Below are 22,595 nucleotides of genomic sequence, written 5' to 3' on the forward strand. Positions count from 1 at the left end.
ATTTTTTCTTAGCGCTTGCAATGTTGTAAACAATATTGCTCATAACGTTGCAAACAAACTTTATTTGCACAGTTGCTAAGCTATTGCCAATTATAATTCTATTGCTTTTGCTTTTACTATTATTTTGGTCTTATTCTTGATCTTCGTTTACTTCAATTGCATTGCTTTCTTTAGTAATAAAGTTTCTGAATGTAAATACGATAATTCCTAATAATGCAACAGCAGCACACATAAGAGATATGTTTGCAAATCCAGACGAAATACCAGAAGCACCCGTTATAGAATTTCCACTCAGCATGTTTTTATCTAATATTCCGTCAAAAATTACTACACCAACAGACGCAGAAACACTAATAGCTAAATCATTCATTCCGCACCCTCTTCCAGATTCTTCAACTGGAAGAGACGAAAGAATTGTTGAGGCCAGTGGAGAATACACCATTCCACAACCTGCATAATAAACGCATGCACATAAAGCTATGGCTAAGAATCCAGAATTTATTAATACTGCAATACCAATCCATCCGCAAAGTATAAACAATATTGCTAATAATAAACCTGTTTTTCTTCCTATACGACTAATTATTAAGCCTGAGCATGAACCGAATATTGCAGCAACAATAAAAGCCCAAACTAAATAAGAAGCTACTTGTGAAGTAGTCATGTTATACAAAGTTTTTCCAACTCTATTGAACAGTGGGCTTATGCAATAATTTGTGAAGTATATTATGCCCATCAAAATTATGCCAGAAAGCCAACGAATATTTTTAAAGAAAGCTGGTGTAACAAACGGCTCTTTAGCTTTACTAATGTAAATACCAAAAATTATAAACAATATAATTGCTGAAATAAGCATCAACAAGTTTCTGTATGAAATGAACAATGTAAGAGATGCAACAGCAAATCCAAAGACTGTAAAACCAACAACATCAATTTTTTTACCATTGCCGTTTTTTGTTGGTAAATAATGCAATAATGCCGGCAATATTAGAATAGTTAATGCTGGAATTAAGAATAAATATTGCCAAGCAATAGAGCTTAACAATCCCGCTGAAAACACTCCAATACATGCAGAAAGCTGGTACGATGCTGTAAATAATCCGAAGAAGATAACTTTCAAATCATTTCGCAAATATTTTGTTGCAATTACTAAGAATGATGAACCTGCTACTTGTTCACCAGTTGTTTGCATAATACGAGCAGCAATAACTGTCCACAAATTTGGCTCAAAACAAGAATTAGCTACAAATCCAAAAACTGAGCCTATAAACAAAGATGTTAATCCAATAGTTACTAGCTTTTTTAATGACACAAAGTCGCCTAAAGAACCGTAAATAAAGCATACAATTCCTAAAATAATGCCAGGTAAACCAGTTATAAGAGGCGCTTGATCAACAGCTTTCACATCTATACCAACTTGTTTATAAACAAGATTGAAACCTTGCAAGCACAAGGTGCTAATAACAAATGTAATAAGCAGTAGTATTAACGCACGAACAGCAACCTTATCGCGCTTTTCTGGGTCATCATAAGGATCCACAGAAGAACAATCAAATCGTTTAGTCCCAATCATCACCGTCTTACTCCCCTACAACAGCCTAATAATTCCAAATATTTATGCAGAAAACTACTGCAAATAAATCAATCTGCTCTAACAATCTAAAGTTAATCGCAACAAATTCTTCGCGCGTAGCTACTCAATCGGATAATTCTACAGTTTGATAGTTACAATCAACAATAAAAGTTAGGAACAATTTTAAAAAATAATCACAATAATAAAATGATTCGCATATCACTTATAATGTAACAAGCTAAGTAGGAGGAAACATGGTGCAGAGAAGAAAGAAACATGATTCTATTCATGTCAACCTAAATAGTGGACATAATAGTGGTGCTCATCACAATAAAAACAACAGTTCATTAAAGCATAAGTTTTACTCCAATAAAATTTTACGAAACATTATTATTGCTGTCATAGGCATTGCTATTATCATTCCTGTTGTTCAGTGGATACGTTGGGAACAGACTGTTTCTAATCTTCGCAACAAACAAGAACAACTTGTGTCACGCTTCGATTTTAATCCAGGCAATATTATTTCTGATTCTCAATTTTTTGACGATAACGCAATGAGTAAAGACGAAGTACGCAATTTTATACGCAAAAAAGGAGCAAAATGCACTGGTAAAAATTGCTTAAAAAATGCGTACTTTAATACTCACACTATTCCTGCCGATTCACTATGCTCAAAGTATCAAAGTGTAAGCAAAGAATCTTCTGCAGACATAATATACAAATCAGCAAAAGCATGTCATATCAGTCAACGAGTATTACTTACCATGCTGCAAAAAGAACAACATCTTGTAACAGACACTGATCCTAGCGATTTCCAATACAAATCAGCTATGGGATTAGATTGTCCAGATGATTCTCATTGCAACCCACGTTTTGCAGGATTCTTTAAACAAGTAATTGGTTCCGCAAGAAGATATAGATATTATCTTCTTCATAACGATCAATATAACTACCACCCTAACACGATTAACACAATTCAATATTCGCCAAATAAATCATGCGGATCTAGCAATGTTTATATCGAAAATAAGGCTACTGCATTACTTTATATCTATACTCCTTATCAGCCAAATATAGAATCGTTAAAAGCTGGATACGGCGAAGGAAATTCGTGCTCAGCATATGGAAATCGCAATTTTTCATTGATTTATTCTGCATGGTTCGGAGATCCTCGCAAATAATATTCGTTAGATCAATATAGGAATACAATCTCGGTGTATAAGCTTCGAGGTATACTTAAATGCCTAATTTTTGGCACAATTGGTTAAAGATTACAAATTAACTGCTTCTATATTTAACAAAAACAACAAAGACTCACTTATTACAGATTTAATTTTTAATGCGAAAGTTGATGATGATTTTGTTTTAGGCAGAGAATCATGGTGGAAAGAAGTATTAAAAAGTGAGGATTTTGGCTATAACGGTAATTAATTTAAATAATCATTAGAAATAAGCTTCACCAATACAATATCAAAAGATTAGTATTCAGCGTATGAAAAAGATTTGATAGCGTGCAAGCAAAGTAATACAAAAATGGCCACTAACCAATCAGCCCAACACGACTGCAAGCTAGTGGCCACTAACATATTGAGTAAATAATAATTACTCTTTAACCATAAGACTACGAGCAATGTAAACTACTAAGCCAATAAAGGCTACAATAGCGCCCATCATAAGCAAGTTAGAATAACCTGCACCTAAGCCTTGGATTCCAGCAAAAGAGAATCCTTTTAGCAAGTTTCCGCCAAAGAAACCGCTGAAAATGGAAATACCGATTGATGCTGTAACATTCATAACTAAATCATTCATACCGCATCCACGACCCGATTCTTCAACAGGCAATGCGCTAAGAACCGTTGAAACGATTGGCGAATACATAAGTCCGCAACCAGCGTAGTAAACGCATGCGCACAAAGTTAGAACAAGGAATCCGCAATTGATGAATACAGCAGCTCCAACCCATCCAAGAATCATAAGAACAGCAGCTATAATAATGCCAGCTTTACGTCCAATAAAACCGATAATTGTCCCAGAGCATGTTCCAAACACTGCTGCTACAACGAATGCCCATACAAGGTAGGAAGAAACTGCCTCAGTGCTCATATGATACAAAGCACCGCCAATCACATTGTAAATTGGAGGCATGCAATAGTTAGTAAAGTAGAAGATGAATATTAAGACAATGCCCGAAAGCCAACGCTTATTCTTAAAGAATGCAGGAGTTACAAACGGGTTCTTTGCCTTCATAATATAGCCAGCAAACACAACAAACAGCACGATGGATCCAAGCAACAATCCCCATGCCTTGTACGAGAAGAACAAAGTCAGCAATGCAACAGCAATACCAAACACTGTAAAGCCAAGCTTATCTATCTTCCCACCAATACCGTTCTTTGTAGGCAAGCACTTAACAAGAACTGGCAAGAACAGAATAGTAATTGCAGGAATCAAGAACAAATACTGCCAAGCAATAGAGCTAAGAGCACCAGCAGCAAAAACGCCAATAGAAGCAGAAAGCTGATAAGCTGCAGTAAAGAGTCCAAAGAAAATTACCTTAAGATCGTTGCGCAAATACTTAGTTGCAATAACAAGGAAGGAAGAACCTGCTACCTGCTCGCCAGCGGTTTGTAAAATACGCGCAATAATAACAGTCCACAAGTTTGGAGTGAAGAAGAAGTTTGCAATAAAACCGAACAAGGATCCAACAAACAGTGTTACAAGTCCGATTGTTATGAGTCTACGAAGCGACACAAAGTCACCCAAAGAACCGTAAATAAAGCACACAATGCCTAAAACAATAATTGGCAAACTCGTAATAAGAGAAGCTTGATTAGGAGCACCAACAGCTTTACCAATCTGATCGAATACCAGATTAAATCCTTGCAAACACAATGTTCCAAGAATAAAGGTTATAAGAAGTAAAATTAGCGAGTAAATCGCCACTTTGTCGCGGGTTTTTGGATCCTCGTATGGGTCTACCGCGCTAAATTTTGCAATCTCAGTCATAATAATCCAATCAATTAATATTTTTAGTTTCTACATTGGTAAATAAGGCACGTCGTATATTGCGGAAAATGTTGCGATTTACGGCGTGTCGAACAACAAAAAGCGGAGCTAAAACTCGTAAAATCCACACTCATCCAGCGATTTTTGCCAAGCCAGAAATGCGCGTCATAAACTCGTTCAAGAATCGTGGAACATCAACACCAACAGCAACTTGCATTGTTTTAACAGGGTCATTCAAGCGCGTAACATCACCAATTGTGCGTCCACGAGTTGGGCCTTCAACATCTACCTGCATGTTGATTGGTAGAGTTGTAACAAGCGTTGGGTCAACAGCAACTGCAACAGCCAACGGATCATGCAAACCGCAGCCACCAAGGTGTGGAGCCGTTGTTTCATATGCCTTAATGTAAAAATCGGTCATATCTGCAAGGAACTTGCCAGCCTTTGTACCAAGGTCACGCCACTGTTGCGTTTCCTTATAGGTAAGCAAGGTTTGCAAAGTCACATCCAAACCGACCATTGTTACAGGGGCGCCAGAACGGAATAGGACGTCTGCTGCATCTGGATCTTGGGAAATATTTGCTTCCATCCAAGGAGTTACATTTCCATGAATTGTAAGAGCACCGCCCATAAGAACAATCTTACCAATTTCATCTTTGATTTCTGGAGCCTTATGCAATGCAGCAGCAATATTTGTCATAGGACCAGTTGGAACATAAATAAGATCCTTGCCATAAGTCTTAACTGAATCAATTATGAAATCAACAGCTGGCTCAGACTCAGCTTCACGCTTTGAATCTGGAATAACAACATCGCCAATACCATTGTCACCGTGAATGAATGCAGAAATAGACAGAACTTCAAACGAATCTTTCTTGCTCGCATGCGGCAAACCACGATACACTTTAACTTCTGGATGTCCAAATAAATCTGTTATAGCAAGAGCATTACGAACGCCCTGTTCCATTAAAACGTTGCCATACGTACCAGTAATACCGATCAGCTCAACCTCAGGGCTACCAAGAGCATAAGAAATTGCTAAGGTATCATCAACACCAGTATCCAAATCAAGAATAAGCTTCTTCATGTGAACTACCTTTCTGATTACAAACTCGCTACATCAACAGTGATGCAGTAAGCCATTCTGTTTATTTCTAAGTTGCAACAAACTAGTAGGCGTCAACCTCATCGTTTTATGCTTCACAACTCAAGAATTCTATCTCTCTATAATTCAAAATCAACCCTTATAAACATATGTTTAGATTATATTTTTGCGGCAAAATAAAACGCAATTATTCGCTAAGCTTTTAGCTTGTTTTAATTTAGATTACAACACGAAATAAATCAGTGGTTTATGCCTCGAGATACACTTAAATGCCTAAAAATTGGCTTTGATTTGGCTGCAGATTTTACGAAGAATGGAAGCGTATGTCTACCTATTCCTCACAACTTAGCGAAGAACAACAAGCTGTTGACCGAGCTTATAGCCGTCTAGATGATTTGCGTAATACTATTCGCGCGCGCTTAGACGCTGTGCGCGCGTCAGGTTCGCACGGTTCACCAACACAGCGCACAGAGCGCGACTCATTCGCAACCATGTACGAAGATCGTCTTACACAATTACGAGCTGTTGAAGATCGTCTTGTTTTTGGAAGACTTGATAACACAGAAGGCATTAGGCGATACATTGGTCGCATTGGTTTGCTTAGCGAAAACCATGATCCTATTCTTACAGATTGGCGCGCTGAAGCTGCACGACCTTTTTATGAGGCAACCCCTTCGCATCATGGCGATATTGTTATGCGTCGTCATATTACACTCCGTTTCAGAGACGTTATTGGTGTTGAAGATGAAGTACTTGACATACATTCTGATGAAATAGGAAAAGCTTCACAACAAGGTACTCTTACTGGTGAAGGAGCACTGCTCGCATCTTTAGGTTCTCGCAGAACCGGCAAAATGACTGATATTGTTGCCACTATTCAAGCAGAACAAGATCGAATTATTCGCGCTCCTCTTGATCACACTATTGTTGTACAGGGAGGTCCTGGCACAGGAAAAACAGCTGTTGCTTTGCACAGAGCAGCCTATTTGTTATACACTCACAGGCGCAAACTTGAGCGTTCAGGAGTTCTTATTGTTGGTCCAAGTTCGGCATTCTTGCGTTATATTGATCAAGTACTCCCTTCTCTTGGTGAAACAGGTGTAGTAAGTAGAACTATTTCCGACTTAATTCCTGGAATTTGTGCTACAGATGAAGATTCTCCATACGCAGCAAAATTAAAAGGAATGTATCGTATGCGAACAGTTATTGCGAATGCAATTGCCGCTCGTATTCGCGTTCCTAAAAATCTTCCAACAATTCATGTTGGAGGATTTAGTATTCCTCTTCTAAAAGAAGATATTGAGATAGCTCAATCAGATGCTCAACGGACTCACCAGCCGCATAACCAGGCACGAAATACTTTTATAAAAACCGTGCTCAGCATATTGAAAAATCGTTATTTGGAAAAACTTGATTATGTTCCAGATCAAGCTGAATTAAACGATATAACTTCTCAACTTCGTCTTGACGATAAACTGCGCATTACTTTAAATCTTGCATGGTTACCTATGACTGGAGAATGGCTCATTGACCAACTTTTTGCTAAACCTGACAAATTACGCACATACGCACCTTGGTTAAGCGACGAAGACATTAACTCACTTACTAGACCAAAGGGCAGCCCGCTTACTCGTTCTGATATTCCATTACTTGATGAAGCTATGGAATTGCTCGGTCCTGATCCAAAACTTGACGCTCAAAGATCTGCAGCACAAGCAAAAAAACTTGAAGAACAACAATTTGCAGCTGACACTTTAGCACAAGCTGGTATTGGAAATGGCATAGTAACTGCCGATATGCTTCTTGATAATCTGCAAGGCGACGATGCAGGAATGCTTGCCCGTAAAGCAGCTTCTGACCGCGAGTGGACATATGGTCACGTAGTTGTCGATGAAGCTCAAGAGCTTACAGCAATGGATTGGAGAATGCTTATTCGTCGTTGTCCTTCACACTCCTTTACTATTGTTGGCGATGTTGCACAAACTTCTGCGCTCGGAGGAACTCACAGATGGCAGAAGAATATGAATTCTCTATTTGGAGAACCAAATTGGGATCTTTACGAGTTAACAATTAATTATCGAAATCCTAGTGAAGTTTCTGAAGCAGCAAGCAAAGTTGCAACAGATTCAGGATTATACATTTCTACTATTCATGCAGTTCGCTCAGTACCTGATTCACTCGTATCACAAACGGTTGAATCACAAGATGAACTCGATACTGCACTTGCAGAATCTTGTACAAAACTATTCGAAAAATTTGTCTCTGATGATGGTAGTGGTCGTATTGCAATCATTACTCCTAACAGTATGGTTAGCCATGCTAAAAAGGTTGTAAATCAAGCATTAGAACATGCATTACCTGAAAAATTATGGAATCAGTTAAACAAACAAAATGCCGATGATTGCCAATGCAGCGTTTGCACAGCTGAGGAAGTAAAAGGTCTTGAATATGACGCTGTCATAGTGTTGCAACCTTCTCAAATTGAGCAGGAAGCAGCATCTAGACTAACTGCTGCAGCCAATCTATATGTTGCAATGACTAGACCAACTCAAAAATTGCATATAATACGCACTGCAGATGACGCAAATTTTGAGAAATAGAACTCAAAATAATGCAAAAGCGCAGGGAATAGATATTCTGTAACAATAATCGATAAAATTATTATTTTTCTGTTTTACTGCGCTTTAAATCTTCAATGGCATGTTCAAAATCTTCAAGACCTGCGAAGTTTTGGTACACACTTGCAAAACGAAGATATGCAACTTCATCTAATTCACGCAATGGCTTAAGAATAGCTTTGCCAACTTCTTCAGATGTAACTTGCGCTAAACCTCGTGCTCGCAAATCAGCTTCTACTCGCATACCAATTGTCTTTAACGCTTCAGCATTAATGGGACGTCCTTGACATGCTTTGCTAACACCGGCAACAACTTTTGCCCGATCAAAAGGTTCAATAGAGCCTGAACGCTTCATTACAAGCAACTGAGTTGTTTCCACCGTAGTAAATCGATTACCACAAACTTGGCATTCACGTCTACGGCGAATAGAGTAACCATCTTCACTGATACGAGTATCTATAACTTTCGTATCAGAATTCTTACAAAAAGGACAATGCATATATTCAGCATACTAAAAAATAGCGAAAAACTACATAATATTATTCACTTTATTCAAATATTTCCGAATATTATACGATTTTATTGTCCATAATCCGAAATACTCCATAAAACACACTGAATATTACATCATCATTTTCAGTAAAACTTAGCTCATCAGTTTCAATTTCAAATATAGTAATATTTTCCCTTCTCATATTTCCCCCATTTTCATACTATTTGCACTCAATCAACTATTGAGCATCATTTAATGGAACATTAATAGACTGTCCGATAACCAAATCTTCAGAAGAAAGATGATTTAAAGCCATTAAACGCTCTACATTATCTGATATATCACCGTTTTTAGGAGTAATAGTAGCAGCATAATTCCATAACGTATCTCCAGGACGAACTGTATATGTAACAACTCTTTCAGGTATTGCAGAAACAGCAGTCTTTGGCATAAACAATGTACAGAATGTTATTGCTGTCATCAAAAGTACAGTTACACGAAAAACTCTAGTTTTGCGCGCATGCTTATTAGAAACGCAGCGTTTACGAATCAAATAAGTATTTTCTTGCATACCTACTCTAACTTCCCTGCCACTTCTAATTAATGACGTACTCATAATTATCCTTTCTCCTTCCTTAATCGACTGAACATTTGTTCTATCGAACAGATGTATTAATAATGACACATTTGTTCGATAGTTGCAACGGCGTGTCGAACAGATGTTTGATTTTTTTAAGAAAGTGCGTTAAAATAGTAAAAGCGAAAGGAGCACCATGAATAACGATGGCACAAATAACGATAACAATGGCATTAATGCTAGCGATATTAGCGCAATGTCACTTACTGACCGCCAACGCAATATTATCAATGCCATCCAAAACAATATAAAAATTCATGGATTCCCTCCTTCTTTCCGCGAAATCGGAGAAGCAGTTGGACTTAGAAGCCCATCTTCTGTGAAACATCAATTGCGAACACTTGAAGATAAAGGGATTTTGCGAATTAATGCAAATAAAGGTCGCGCTATTGAAATTCTTGATAATTCAATTGTTGAAAAGAATTCAAATAACAAAATTAATAAAAATTCTTCAAGAGTTGCCAATATTAGCGCATACGAATCTGATTCTGTTATAAATTCTAGAGATGTTCCTCTAGTGGGAAGAATCGCAGCAGGAGCTCCAATAACAGCAGAACAGCATATTGAAGATGTAATGCGATTGCCAGAACGTCTTACAGGTACAGGAAATCTTTTTATGCTTGAAGTACACGGCGATTCGATGATTGACGCCGCTATTTGCGATGGCGATTATGTAGTAGTTAGAGAGCAGCATGAGGCTGTAAATGGAGACATTGTTGCAGCACTGTTAGATAACGAAGCAACTGTTAAAACTTTCAGAAATGACCACGGTCACGTATGGCTTATTCCACATAATCCGGCTTACTCTCCTATTGACGGATCACACGCAACTATTATGGGAAAAGTTGTTACAGTTTTGCGAAAAATATAATAGAACTTACCCACCAACCCCTCAAAAAATATTCTCCCCACTTATTTCAAAATATGGACTAAGTGGGGAGAATAATATTTATAAAATCAACTTATGCAGATTATGAAAATCATGTAACTTACGCAACTTACGCAAGTGGATGCGAATCCTTAATTGTCACTGAAATTTCACGTCCATTTGGAGCTGCATAGCTAACAGTATCACCAGCATGAGCACCCATAATAGCTGCCCCAATTGGAGATTCCGGGCTAATAACGTCATAATCCGTAGCTACAGCAATATCGCGAGAACCAAGAACATAAGTCATTTCTCGACCTGCAAGCTCAAGAGTAACCAAAGAACCATTGCCAACAGTGCCATCCTTCGGTGCTTCAAGAATCTTCGCATTACGAAGCTTTACAATAAGCTCATTAATGCGACCTTCATTCTTTCCTTGCTCTTCACGAGCAGCCTGATAACCACCATTTTCAGACAAATCACCTTCAGCACGAGCTGCAGCAATACGCTCAGTGATTTCTTCTCGATACTCACCTTCACGATGTGCTAACTCTTCTTTTAGTTTGTCATACGCTTCCTGCGTAAGTAAAATAGTTTTTTCTTCAGCCATTGCTACCTCCTTATACAACAATCTCTAAAAATAAAAACTATGCGTTCGTAAATAAAATTCACGCTCTTCTATCAACGAGTTGAAATAATATCAACAACAAATACCAACGTGTCTCCGCCGCCAATACCGGCTTGCGGTATGCCACGAGAGCCATAACCATACTCTGGAGGAATAGAAATCAACAAACGAGATCCAACATTATGACCTGGAACAGTACGATCCCAGCCCTGAATCACTTGACCGACACCAATACCAAAACTAGCTGGAGTATGACGAGCAAAGCTTGAATCAAATGGCTTGTCGCTACCCCAAACCACACCATGATAATTCACAGTTACAGTGTCACCTGCACGAACTACAGGACCATTACCTTCAACTAATTCAACAACTTTAAGGCCTGCTGGCGGTTCAGATTCAGGGAACGTCACCGTTGGCGTAGTGCCAAATTCTGCAATCACTTCTGGCATATCTTGTGCCATATTTCCTCCTTTACAAACTCCAAACAGTATAATCTGAACAGTATAACATCTACACAGACAGCTTTTAACCATCCTGCATTACTAAAGCAGCGCATTTTAAATAGTACATTTAAGTAAATGCACATTCGAATAAATGCAGTTTAGACTAACACTTCCTAGATTAACCTGTCCTAGATTAGCACTGAAACGTTACGTATGTACATGAAATATACGCATTGTGTATAACTTAGCAAAAATTAATCTCAAAACATCAACGAATTAATGCAAAAATATTAGCAAATTAGCACTCAACAACGTTTACAGCTAGCCCACCTTTTGAGGTTTCGCGATATTTAGACATCATGTCATGACCAGTTTCTTTCATAGTCTTAATCGCTTTGTCAAGGCTTACCATGTGCGAGCCATCTCCAAGCATTGCCATTCGAACAGCATTAATTGCTGTATTTGCAGCCATAGCATTGCGCTCAATACAAGGAATTTGTACCAAACCGCCTACAGGATCGCAAGTTAATCCCAAATGGTGTTCTATACCGATTTCTGCAGCATTTTCAACCTGTTCCGGGGTCCCTCCCAACACTTCGCACAATCCTGCAGCAGCCATCGAACAAGCAGAACCAACCTCTCCTTGACAACCAACTTCAGCTCCAGAAATTGAAGCATTTCGTTTAAATAAGTAACCAACAGCACCTGCAGCAAGCAAGAATCGCACAACTCCATCTTCATTAGCAGAATCAACAAATCGCCAATAATACTGCAATACTGCAGGAATAATTCCTGCAGAACCATTCGTTGGAGCAGTAACAATACGCCCACCACCAGCATTCTCTTCACTAACAGCGAGCGCAAAAAGATTAACCCACGCAGAGTCTGAACTTTCTAAAGCAGCATCCGAACGACGACGATTGTTACGAAGCATGTCTGAATTTGCAGCCAAACGCTCATACATGTGAGGAGCTCTGCGAGGCACATCAAGACCTCCTGGCAAAATCGGTTGCTTTGAGTTGCATCCGTTTTCTACACATTTACTCATAACTTTCCAAACATGCAGCAAATAGTTGCGCACGTAGTCAGCATCACCTTCATGCAATGCAAGCTCGTTTTGCCACACAACATCGCTTATTGACATATACTTTTCTCGGCAAATATTTATAAGCTCGTCGCATGAAGTAAAAGGATAAGGTACAGTGGAATCTTTTGTTTGATTTGAGGAGCTTGCAGCATTATCACTACTATTTCCGTTATTACTTTCGCTATTACTTTCGCTATTATTCTCGCTTACACCATTCTTATTGGCATTATTTTCATCTTGCTCAGTAACACGCTCATGCAAGCCAACCATTGCATCATCTGCACACCCTTGACGAATAAATCCGCCGCCAATTGAATACCAAACTTGCTCATCGATTTTATTTCCGTCAGAATCAGTTGCAACAAAACGCATTCCATTAGGATGAACAACCATTCGCATCCATTTTTCAAAAATTACGTCCTTATCGTAATCAAAAGCAATAGTATGTTCACCTGCGAGCGTTAAAGTGCCAGTTTTTTTGCATTCCTGACGAATAGTAAGCATATGATCAGTGTCTACATTATCTGGAAGATTTCCTTCAAGACCTGCAACGCAAGCGCGATCAGTGCCATGACCAAGACCTGTTAAAGACAGTGATCCGTAAAGAGTCACACTTACGTGCGCAACGTTTGCAAGACTACCACTTTTTTTAAGCGATGAAACAAACGAACACGCAGCTCGCATAGGACCTACTGTATGTGATGAACTAGGACCAACGCCTACTGAAAACATCTCTAAAATACTAAACACGTATCTATTGTAAGCATCATTAAGCTCACGTCGACACACTAATTACATGAGAAATATGTTAGATTGTTCACTTCTTACTTTGTTTAGATAACAAGTTTGCTAAACTCACGCACACAAACCATAAGATTACAGCTAAAACAACAGCTATAAGCATTACAGTAAACGCGCTTCCTGCAGTCGGCACGTGAATTTCGAAGAATTTTGCAGTAAACGGTATAAAAGCTCCAGCAACTCCAGCTGCAGCAAATAGCGCAACCATAATTCCTCTCCACGAGCGCAACGGCTTGGCAACGCTTGCAAGCACGAGTATGCCGAGAACAAATACGATTACGGAACAAATACTGCGAGTAGTTACCAAAGCTTGCACGTTTGAGACAATAAAACGAGATGCTATCAAATTATTTGCAACAACATCGTCAAGATTTAATCCCAAAACTCGCGGAGCTATAACAGCAGTAGCGAGCACAGAAGCAGCTATAGCAAATCCGCTAGGAACAGCAAAACGAACAACTCGCTTCAAGAAACCTGGAATGTATCGACGAGTATTAGGTGCTAAAGCGAGCAAAAATGCTGGAATACCAATAGTTAAAGAACCAATATAAGTAATGTGACGAGGCAAATACGGGAAGTGCAACGCTAGAAGCACAACTCCTGCAGAAATAAGCGCAGAATAAACAGTTTTTACAAGGAATAAGCCAGCCACACGTTCCATATTTGCCATCACTTGCCTACCGCGAGCCACAACATCCGGCAAATGCGAGAATCGTGAATCAACAAGAACCACTTGAGCTACAGCTTTTGCAGCAGGAGCAGCATTGCCCATAGCAACGCCCAAATCAGCTTCTTTAAGAGCCAAAGTATCGTTCACGCCATCACCAGTCATAGCAACAACATGACCTTGAGTGTGAAGCGCCTGAACAATCGCTTTCTTTTGATGAGGAAGCACGCGCCCAAGCACATCCACATTTTCAAGCACTTTAGCCAATTCGTTAATATCTTCTGGCAATTTTCTAGCGTCCATTGCAGCAGGCTTGCGATCTCCTGTTAAGCCAACTTTTGCAGCAACAGCCGCAACTGTTGTAGGGTTATCTCCCGAAATTACGCGGCAACGCACACCCTGCTCACGGAACCATTTAAGCGTTTTGCGAGCATCATCACGAATACGCTCAGAGCAGCGAACTAAAGCAATAGGATGAGCATTTACGCAAATAGTTGGAGAATCACCAAAAGTTTTATCTGTTTCTGTTACGCTACTTACGCTGCTACTATCGCTACTTACTTTTGCAAGCAGCAGCACGCGCTCACCAAGCTCCGCATAAGAATTAACTTTCGCTAAAAGTTCATTAGTATTTGCATAATCAATCGCGCTGAGCAACACTTCCGGAGCACCCATATACCAAGTTGCACGCTCTCCACTGCTTTGTACATATTGCACAGCACTCCACTTTCTAGCAGAAGAGAATGGAAGACGGTTAGATACATGCTGGCTAGCTGCAACTCCTTTAGAGCCAAGCCCTTCCATAATCGCAACACCTGTTGCGTTCGGATTTTCTTCATTTGATAAGTCGAATAAAGCTTGATTGGTTTGCAAGTTGGTCTGCAAAGATATTTCGGCACCACTATTATCTAGATTTTCCACGCCAACGAATGCAATACCACCGTCGGTTATAGTGCCAGTTTTGTCCAGATTCAAGCAGTCTACGCGCGCTAAAGTTTCTACAGATTCCAACTCCTGAACTAACGTTTGCTTACGAGCAAGCCGCATAGCAGCCACCGCAAAATTAAGCGAAGTAAGAAGAACCAATCCTTCTGGAATCATGCCAACAACGCCTGCAACAGCAGAAACAACAGCTCCCCTCCAAGCACCAGTCTGCCAAGCTTCAACAAATCCGCCAACCTTGTGCATTTGCGACCACACAAGCAGCACACACAAAGGCACCACAACCATCGTCATATACTTCAAAATCGTGTTAATTCCACGGCTTAAGTCGGAAATTGTTTTGGTATAAACTTTCGCTTGCGCCGCCAATTTTGCCGCATAACTGTGCTCTCCTACGGCAGTAACACGCGTTAAAGCCATTCCAGAAACTGCAGTAGATCCGGAATAAACGTTATCACCTTTTGCTTTTCGAACTGTAGCAGACTCGCCCGTGAGCATGGACTCATCCATTTCCAAACCCCACGATTCCAACACTTCTACATCCGCTGGAACCTGCTCGCCAGCTCTAAGCCACAAAACATCCCCAAGCACAATATCTTTGTGCGGAATCTCAATATTTTTTCCACCTCTACGCACCATTGCGTAAGACGCCACAAGTATAGAAAGCCTATCCAAAGTGCGCTTTGCTTTTAATTCAGTCACAATGCCAATTCCAGTATTTACCAGAATTACCACACCAAAAACAGCATCCTTCCACGAACCAGTGGCAAGCACAACAACCATTGCTGTGAAAATAATCGCGTTAAACAATGTAAACACGTTCGCGCGCACAATATCCATTAAAGAGCGAGAAGTCTGCTTAGAAGTAATATTCACATCTCCGCAAGAGACTGCCTGCGCAACTTCTTCTGTGCTCAAACCAGAAACTTCTACTTTAGGAAGCACCGCAATAGCGTTATTTTTGCTGATTTCTGTAGATGCCATTGCGTTTTGTTCGTTATTTGTCATTTATAATCACTTCCCTACTATGCGGTGTATTGTCGATTATTGCTCGAACGATGCTTAGCAAAGACGAACGCTCAAATTTTGATTTCTTGCTTTTATTGTTTAAAGATTCGCTATTTTTTGATAAATAAGATTCATGAATATTTTTTCCAATTCCACTTCCATCGCTATCAAAATACAAAGTAGCTGCGTATAAAGTTGCGTCTTTTGGTGCTTTTACAGGATTTATTAACGCAACTGGCACTCCAGCGTAACGCACGTATTGCAGCGCAGAAATCCATGCTTTGCTTTCGTTTTGTTTATTGCGAGTGCTGTTATTAAGCTTGTTATTCTCTTTTATATTAGGTTGATTATTATCATTATGCAGGTCGTCAACGCCTGTTACGTCGAGCGCGTCTATAAGTATTAATGAAACAGGTTGCTCGCTTGCAGCGCGAATAGCTTGCTGAGCAGCTTCGTTAGGATTAACAACATTTGATAGCGGCACATAAGAAGCACTCAATTTTGACGTTTTACAATGCTTCATAACTTCGTCATCAAGCGCAGCTAATTTTGAACCAATGACCAGCAAATGGATGTCATTAATATCTATGCCGTCGTGAATTATGTCTCCAGCGCGACCAGTGCTACCAACGGCTTTACCCTGCGGCTCGCAAGCACTCAACGTACCCAACGTTAAAGCAGTTACGACAGCAGCCGCAAAAATGGTAATAGCGCGTTTAGAAAACATAAGACTTTTATACCACACCTTCAACATAAGTGGTGGTTTGGCAAGTTTCAACATTATCGACCGATTATCCTACCCCTTTTCAAGTAGTTCTGCTACTTTTGCTGAGTCTCCTTGCTGTATTTAATCATAATGAAACTACACCTCCCAAATTGGTACTTTTAGTTCAAATTCAGAGATGCAGTTCAACGCATACGCAGGCTCTACAAACTAAATCCTCCCATTTTGTTATCTGTAGCTACATTTTGATTCTATAGTGCTAATTTCTATTCCCAATAATTTCTTAGTAATATTTCTAACATCACTCTTATTCAATAAACATTTTGGACCAATACATATTTTTTCTATAATATCTGGAGTAAAGTTTAGTTTAACAAACTCAGTAATGTTATCATTCCCAATAATTCTAAAATCATGTTCTAATGATTTTAAAGACAATCTTTCAGTAAAAGCATCATGATTGTTAACTATCTTTTCAAATTTCAAATCGTCACAATAAATAAGGCGTATTTCTTTTTCTTCAGCAAAAGCAGGATTTTTATATTTCACAAGTTCAGGAATTAATTCATGTAAAAACACCTCTATTTTTTCTTCTCTCTTTGTAATATTTTGCTCACTAATCACCGTATTTATTGTGTCTGCTACACATTCAACATCACTTTCTATATCATCATGAACCACACTATCCGTATAAATTACTTTTTTAAACAATAAATTATCGAATTTTGTCAATTTTTCTAAATTAAATCCTATTGAAACTCCTTTTCCATCATCGGCATATCCTTTCCACTGACTTAACATATCTGATTCTTCAGAAAAACAGCAAATATATACGCTGTTCTGTCCTTTAGATTCTAGTATTTGCATTAATTCTTCGCATGTAAAATCTAGACACGAACGATTTGTCATCCCATGGTAAAGCGATCCTGATGCTTTAAATCCGTCATTTGAATTGTTTCTTTCATCATTTAGTTTATCAATATACCATTTTATTTCTAAATTATCATTCATTTTTAGTGGATCTGAAAGATAAATAGATTTATTCTTAATAATATTCAAAAATGTGCTTAAAGAACAATAATAGTAACCTATCATATATACTATCCTCTAATAAAATTCATTTGTTTATTCATCTTGCCAAGCATATCTAATTCACATCTTACACTTTTAGAATTAGATTATCTCATTTTAATTTATTTTCGCACTATTACTCAATACACTGTTCTTATATCAACGAATTTTTCTTTTACTTTTATAGTATTATAAATAATCTATGATTTTATATTTTATCTATGTTGTATTATCAAATAAAAAGATTCTTCTTCTATAGGTTGATAAACAAATTAAATTTATAAAACTAATTTCTTCTGTTGCACGATTTTAGTTCCAAATACTTTAAAATTCACTACTGCATTTAGATGAATAAACTTATAAACTTCCCAATTAAATGTCTTAGTTGCTTCACCTGTTCATTTGCTCATATGTTGTTTAAATAGTTTATTCTCTGTAAGCTCATCTAGCATAAGATGATAATCTTCTACACTTTTGTTAATTAATTTTTTAATTCTTCTAGAGCTCTGAAGCATAAATATTTGTAAATCATTGATATAATTCACCAATTGACTTCCACTTAAATTCAGATATATAGACTCTTTGACTTATAAACTAAGATTCCACTAATTAAAATTAGAGTATAGAGAATTAAAGTATAGCAAAAATAACTCAACCATTGACACCACATGTAACACCACTTATACTCTTATAAAACTTTCAAAAAATCATCAGAATATAAAATCAAATATGACTAAAACAAATAAATCTAGCAAAAATATCTCTCACAAAAATAAGTCCAAAACACTAACAAATAAAAGACTCAGCTACTACATGTCACTCCCATACAAGCTGGAAATTGTAAAAGATCCGGATGAAGGTGGATTTGTGTCCTACTACCCTGATTTGCCAGGATGCATAAGTTCAGGAGACTCCGAACAGGAAGCAGCAGCAAATGCGCAGGACGCTAAGCATGCTTGGTTTGAAGCAGCTCTTGAAAGCAAAATCAACATAAAAGAGCCGTCTTACCATGAGCTGAATGACTATTCTGGTCAATTCAAACTGCGTCTACCTAAAGAATTACACAGGCAATTGGCTGAGCAATCTCAAGCCGAAGGAATAAGCATGAACCAGTATTGCGTGTATCTTCTTTCGCAAAATAACGCTATTGAACGCGTGCTTGAGCGAGCATAGAAAATACAATTCGAGCTATTCCCCAAAATTTCACACTATTCATTAGTAATTACTCGTAATTATTAGCAATCATCCGCAATTACTTGCAATGCAACTTCAATACCTCGAAGCATATCAGCTAAACTCATGGAACTCGTACTCGGCTTATCAAGAACTTGCTCAGGCAAATACGGAACGTGAATAAAACCGCTCTTAATCGGCAATTTCCTAGTATGGCAATAATAACAAACACTGTAAAGCACATCATTGCACACGTACGCGCCCGCAGAAAAAGACACAGACGCCGGCAATTTCGCCTTATTCAAAGCCTCAACTATATTTACAACTGGCAAAGTCGCTTTATAAGCCACATCACCATCCTGCACAACAGGCTCATACCAAGGTTTATATCCACTATTATCTGGTATACGCGCAGCTCTACAGTTAATGCCAACATACTCAACGTTAAAACAAGCAGAACCACCAAATTGTCCTAACGAAAGCACGGCATTAGGGTGAACTTCCTCTATTTTTTCAATAACTTCTTGCGCACCCTTGTTAAATTCCGTAGGGATATGTAAACGAACAAGTTCCACACCCTCAGGCGCATGCACTGATTGCGCAATCTCCCACGACGGATTTATAGACTCATTATCAAATGGCGTAAAACCAGTAATCAAAATACGCATCACAATACCCCTTCACACGAATATCACTTTATTAAAACATTAAAACGCATCACAAAAAAACTGTACATATGTGAATGTCACTGTATATAAACTGTATACAAACTTCAGGATTCTACTACGTAATTCATGTTCGCGAAAAGATTAGTGATAGTCAGATTGTGAAATAACCACACAACTCCCCCCACAACACGCACAAAATCAAAATTGGTAAGACTCGCATTCGTGTAATAGTATTGTGCATTGGATGTGCATTCGCGCAGTAGTGTGAATTAAACAAAGCAGTTGAAGCACATACAATAATTTCAACAGAATTCAACGACGAAAAGAGATTACCGATGACGAAGATCATTCAGATTGGCGCAAATCATGCCGGCACTGCCTGCGCTAACACAATTTTGAGCTACCCAGGAAACGAGCTTACCATTTACGATCAGAATAGCAATATTTCCTTCCTTGGCTGCGGCATGGCTTTGTGGATTGGCAAGCAAATTCAAAGCAGCGACGGACTGTTCTACCAGAAGCCAGAAGATTTTGTTAAAAAAGGCGCTAAGGTAAATCTTGAAAGTAAAGTTTTAGACATTGATTACGCAAAGAAAGAAGTAACAGTCGAGCTTAAAGACGGCACTGTTATTCACGATTCTTACGACAAGCTGGTTCTTGCCACCGGCAGCCTTCCAAACAAGCCGCGTATTAAAGGCATCGACTTGGAAAACGTGCAAATGGTAAAGCTTTTCCAGAATGCTCAAACTGTTATTGCTAAGCTCCAAGAGCGTGATTTCCGTAATGTTGTGGTTCTTGGCGGCGGCTACATTGGTGTGGAACTTGCGGAAGCATTTGAACGTTTGAACAAAAACGTAACTCTTATTGACATGGAAGACCATATTCTTAACGGCTACTTTGACCCAGAGTTTTCCAATAATTTGAAGCAAATTATGGAGAATAAAGGCATTAAGTTTGAACTTGGTCAAACTGTTGAAGAAATTGTTGGAGACACTGAAGTCAAGGCTGTTAAAACAAGCAAAGGCACTTACGAAGCCGACATGGTGATTTGCGCTATTGGCTTCCACCCAAACGTTGCGCTCGGCAAAGACCACTTAAAGCAGTATGCTAACGGCGCTTTCCTTGTTGACAAGAAGCAGCAAACTTCCGATCCAGACGTGTACGCAATCGGCGACTGCGCTACAATCTACGACAACGCTCGAGACCGCGTGAACTACATTGCGCTCGCTACTAACGCCGTTCGAAGCGGCTTGATTGCAGGTCACAACGTTTGCGGAACTCCTGTAGAAACCGAGGGTGTGCAAGGCTCTAGCGCAATGATGATTTACGATTACAAGCTTGTTTGCACTGGCTTGAGCTTGACTGCCGCTCAAAAAGAGGGCATGGACGTTGATTACGTTGATTTTGAGGATACTCAAAAGCCTGCGTTTATGGAAGTTGAGAATCCAAAGGTGAAGATTCGCATCGTTTACAAGAAGGATACGAAGGTTATTGTTGGATGCCAGTTGGCTTCTAACTACGATATGTCTGCCGCAATTCACCTGTTCTCGCTGGCTATTCAAAAGAAGGTCACGATTAAAGAGCTTGCTTTGTGCGACATCTTCTTCATGCCTCACTTCAACCAGCCGTACAACTACATTACGATGGCTGCTTACACGGCTTTGTTGAAGGGATGATTAGACTTTGCTGATTAGCTTAGGCTGAATCACTTTTTCTGATTAGCTTAAATCGCATTTATTAAACCAAGCAATCTGTTCTATAATGGAGCAGTTGCTTGGTTTTTTAATCATCCGCGCACAAAAGAGCGCACAAAACGCGCACTATTAGCATAAGACATGCAGATTAAAACAAAGGAGTCTAGGATGAAGCAGCTTTCTATTAAACCAACTATTCATAAGTTCGAGAACGCACGCGACTTCGCGCAAGAATTCAAGCTCAGCAAGGGCGATTTGGTTATTACAAACCAGTACATTTGGGAGCCTTATTTTGGCGATTTGAATCTTGATTGCGACGTGATTTTCCAAGAGAAATACGGCAAGGGTGAGCCGAGCGACGCAATGGTTGATGCAATCGTTAGTGACATTCACACAACTCCAAAGCGCGTGATTGGCATTGGCGGCGGCACTGTTTTGGATATTTCGAAGGTTTGTGCGTTGAAGCAAACAAGCCCGCTTGAAGACTTGGTTGACGGCAAGATTCCTGCACAAAAAGGCGCGGATCTTATTCTTGTTCCAACTACTTGCGGCACTGGCTCCGAAGTTACGAACGTTGCGGTGTTCTCGCTTACTAGGCGCAATACCAAGAAGGGTTTGGCGAACGATGCTTGCTATGCTACGGACGCTGTTCTTATTCCAGAATTGTTAAAGAGCCTGCCTGATTACGTTTTTGCAACCAGCTCTATTGACGCTCTTACGCATTCGATTGAGTCCGCACTTTCTCCTATTGCAACCGAGCTTACAAAAATGTTTAGTTACAAGGCTTGCGGGCTTATTTTGCAAAGTTATATGCGAGTTGTTAAAGAAGGCAGCAGCGCAAAAAGCCAAGTTGTAAGCGACTTGGTTTCGGCAAGTCTTTACGCTGGTATTGCGTTTGGTAACGCTGGCTGCGGTTGCGTTCACGCGATGGCTTATCCGCTTGGTGGAACTTTCCACGTGGCTCACGGCGAAACGAATGCAGCTCTTCTTACCAGCGTTTTGAGATATTATGCTAAGCACGACACTAAAAACAGCACTAGCGCTGAAAACACTGAGCTTTCTAAACTTTTCGACTTTATGGCAAATATTCTTGAATGCCAAAAAGCGGACGTACTAGACAAGCTCGACGAAGTGCTTAACACGATTCTTCCTAAGCATAGGCTTCACGAGTATGGCATGAGCGAGGATATGATTCAAAGCTGGGCTTCAAGCGTTGTTAAAGAACAGCAGCGACTTTTGAAGAACTCCTATATGCATATGGACGAAGCTGCAATTGCCGAAGTCTACGCGTCTACTTTCTAAAATCAGATTTTTAGCAAACTTATTTTCTAGAATTTGTTGATTTTAATTACGTTCTAATAGTTTTTCACAAAATAACAAAAGCAAAAT

At 39.2% G+C, this 22,595-nt stretch carries 19 protein-coding genes; 7 read left to right on the top strand and 12 right to left on the bottom strand.

What is annotated here, in order from left to right; all coding sequences use genetic code 11:
• Positions 1-130: 130 nt before the first annotated feature.
• Positions 131-1,573 (bottom strand): MFS transporter, encoded by a 1,443-nt coding sequence (locus HXT59_RS05810; RefSeq protein WP_174182805.1) that lies wholly within the window; start codon positions 1,571-1,573, stop codon positions 131-133.
• 254 nt (positions 1,574-1,827) lie between these two features.
• On the opposite strand from HXT59_RS05810, the gene HXT59_RS05815 reads away from it, so the two are divergent.
• Together HXT59_RS05815 and HXT59_RS05820 are read left to right on the top strand one after the other, a co-directional pair.
• The gene (locus HXT59_RS05815; RefSeq protein WP_012914035.1) at positions 1,828-2,754 is read left to right on the top strand and encodes a hypothetical protein; all 927 of its coding nucleotides are present in this window, start codon (positions 1,828-1,830) and stop codon (positions 2,752-2,754) included.
• 70 nt (positions 2,755-2,824) lie between these two features.
• On the top strand, positions 2,825-3,004 hold the full coding sequence (locus tag HXT59_RS05820; RefSeq protein ID WP_041160484.1) for a hypothetical protein: 180 nt from the start codon (positions 2,825-2,827) through the stop codon (positions 3,002-3,004).
• A 171-nt stretch (positions 3,005-3,175) separates the two neighbouring features.
• On the opposite strand, the gene HXT59_RS05825 is transcribed toward HXT59_RS05820, so the two are convergent.
• Positions 3,176-4,579 (bottom strand): MFS transporter, encoded by a 1,404-nt coding sequence (locus HXT59_RS05825; protein WP_012914034.1) that lies wholly within the window; start codon positions 4,577-4,579, stop codon positions 3,176-3,178.
• Positions 4,580-4,709: 130 nt separating this feature from the next.
• Positions 4,710-5,666, bottom strand: coding sequence for a nucleoside hydrolase (locus HXT59_RS05830; RefSeq protein ID WP_012914033.1), 957 nt, complete (start codon positions 5,664-5,666; stop codon positions 4,710-4,712).
• A 341-nt stretch (positions 5,667-6,007) separates the two neighbouring features.
• Between HXT59_RS05830 and HXT59_RS05835 the strand changes: the two genes are divergently transcribed.
• A complete protein-coding gene (locus HXT59_RS05835; protein ID WP_421784270.1) occupies positions 6,008-8,284 on the top strand; it encodes a HelD family protein in 2,277 nt (758 codons plus the stop codon).
• A gap of 61 nt (positions 8,285-8,345) precedes the next feature.
• Here HXT59_RS05835 and nrdR read toward each other — a convergent pair whose 3' ends face one another.
• Together nrdR and HXT59_RS05845 are read right to left on the bottom strand one after the other, a co-directional pair.
• Positions 8,346-8,801: a transcriptional regulator NrdR gene (gene nrdR, locus HXT59_RS05840; RefSeq protein WP_012914031.1), complete on the bottom strand. Its 456-nt coding sequence runs from the start codon at positions 8,799-8,801 to the stop codon at positions 8,346-8,348.
• 232 nt (positions 8,802-9,033) lie between these two features.
• On the bottom strand, positions 9,034-9,411 hold the full coding sequence (locus HXT59_RS05845; protein WP_012914030.1) for a LysM peptidoglycan-binding domain-containing protein: 378 nt from the start codon (positions 9,409-9,411) through the stop codon (positions 9,034-9,036).
• A gap of 217 nt (positions 9,412-9,628) precedes the next feature.
• Between HXT59_RS05845 and lexA the strand changes: the two genes are divergently transcribed.
• The gene (gene lexA / locus HXT59_RS05850; protein ID WP_102155756.1) at positions 9,629-10,303 is read left to right on the top strand and encodes a transcriptional repressor LexA; all 675 of its coding nucleotides are present in this window, start codon (positions 9,629-9,631) and stop codon (positions 10,301-10,303) included.
• A gap of 127 nt (positions 10,304-10,430) precedes the next feature.
• Here lexA and HXT59_RS05855 read toward each other — a convergent pair whose 3' ends face one another.
• The 6 genes from HXT59_RS05855 to HXT59_RS05880 form a co-directional block, all read right to left on the bottom strand.
• Entirely contained in the window at positions 10,431-10,910 is a 480-nt protein-coding gene (locus tag HXT59_RS05855; protein ID WP_004110818.1) for a GreA/GreB family elongation factor, read from the bottom strand.
• Between the two features lie 71 nt (positions 10,911-10,981).
• Positions 10,982-11,389 carry an FKBP-type peptidyl-prolyl cis-trans isomerase gene (locus HXT59_RS05860; protein WP_004107148.1) on the bottom strand — a complete coding sequence of 136 codons (408 nt, stop codon included), beginning with the start codon at positions 11,387-11,389 and terminating at the stop codon, positions 10,982-10,984.
• 280 nt (positions 11,390-11,669) lie between these two features.
• Positions 11,670-13,190, bottom strand: coding sequence for an L-serine ammonia-lyase (locus HXT59_RS05865; protein WP_041160567.1), 1,521 nt, complete (start codon positions 13,188-13,190; stop codon positions 11,670-11,672).
• An 85-nt stretch (positions 13,191-13,275) separates the two neighbouring features.
• A complete protein-coding gene (locus tag HXT59_RS05870; protein ID WP_012914027.1) occupies positions 13,276-15,876 on the bottom strand; it encodes an HAD-IC family P-type ATPase in 2,601 nt (866 codons plus the stop codon).
• The gene (locus HXT59_RS05875) at positions 15,866-16,603 is read right to left on the bottom strand and encodes a hypothetical protein (RefSeq protein WP_041160566.1); all 738 of its coding nucleotides are present in this window, start codon (positions 16,601-16,603) and stop codon (positions 15,866-15,868) included. The genes HXT59_RS05870 and HXT59_RS05875 overlap by 11 nt, the downstream gene beginning before the upstream one ends.
• A gap of 225 nt (positions 16,604-16,828) precedes the next feature.
• Positions 16,829-17,695 (bottom strand): DUF2971 domain-containing protein, encoded by an 867-nt coding sequence (locus tag HXT59_RS05880; protein ID WP_012914025.1) that lies wholly within the window; start codon positions 17,693-17,695, stop codon positions 16,829-16,831.
• 705 nt (positions 17,696-18,400) lie between these two features.
• Here HXT59_RS05880 and HXT59_RS05885 point away from each other — a divergent pair.
• Positions 18,401-18,844 carry a toxin-antitoxin system HicB family antitoxin gene (locus HXT59_RS05885; protein WP_012914024.1) on the top strand — a complete coding sequence of 148 codons (444 nt, stop codon included), beginning with the start codon at positions 18,401-18,403 and terminating at the stop codon, positions 18,842-18,844.
• 62 nt (positions 18,845-18,906) lie between these two features.
• Here HXT59_RS05885 and HXT59_RS05890 read toward each other — a convergent pair whose 3' ends face one another.
• On the bottom strand, positions 18,907-19,512 hold the full coding sequence (locus tag HXT59_RS05890; protein WP_116440581.1) for a pyroglutamyl-peptidase I: 606 nt from the start codon (positions 19,510-19,512) through the stop codon (positions 18,907-18,909).
• A gap of 335 nt (positions 19,513-19,847) precedes the next feature.
• On the opposite strand from HXT59_RS05890, the gene nox reads away from it, so the two are divergent.
• Both nox and HXT59_RS05900 read left to right on the top strand, forming a co-directional pair.
• Positions 19,848-21,188, top strand: a complete 1,341-nt coding sequence (gene nox / locus HXT59_RS05895; RefSeq protein WP_012914022.1) for a H2O-forming NADH oxidase — start codon at positions 19,848-19,850, stop codon at positions 21,186-21,188.
• Between the two features lie 186 nt (positions 21,189-21,374).
• Positions 21,375-22,508: a 4-hydroxybutyrate dehydrogenase gene (locus HXT59_RS05900; RefSeq protein WP_421784271.1), complete on the top strand. Its 1,134-nt coding sequence runs from the start codon at positions 21,375-21,377 to the stop codon at positions 22,506-22,508.
• Positions 22,509-22,595: the final 87 nt, after the last annotated feature.

It is taken from the genome of Gardnerella sp. KA01001 (genome assembly GCF_049244025.1).
In the GTDB taxonomy this organism is placed as follows: domain Bacteria; phylum Actinomycetota; class Actinomycetes; order Actinomycetales; family Bifidobacteriaceae; genus Bifidobacterium; species Bifidobacterium swidsinskii.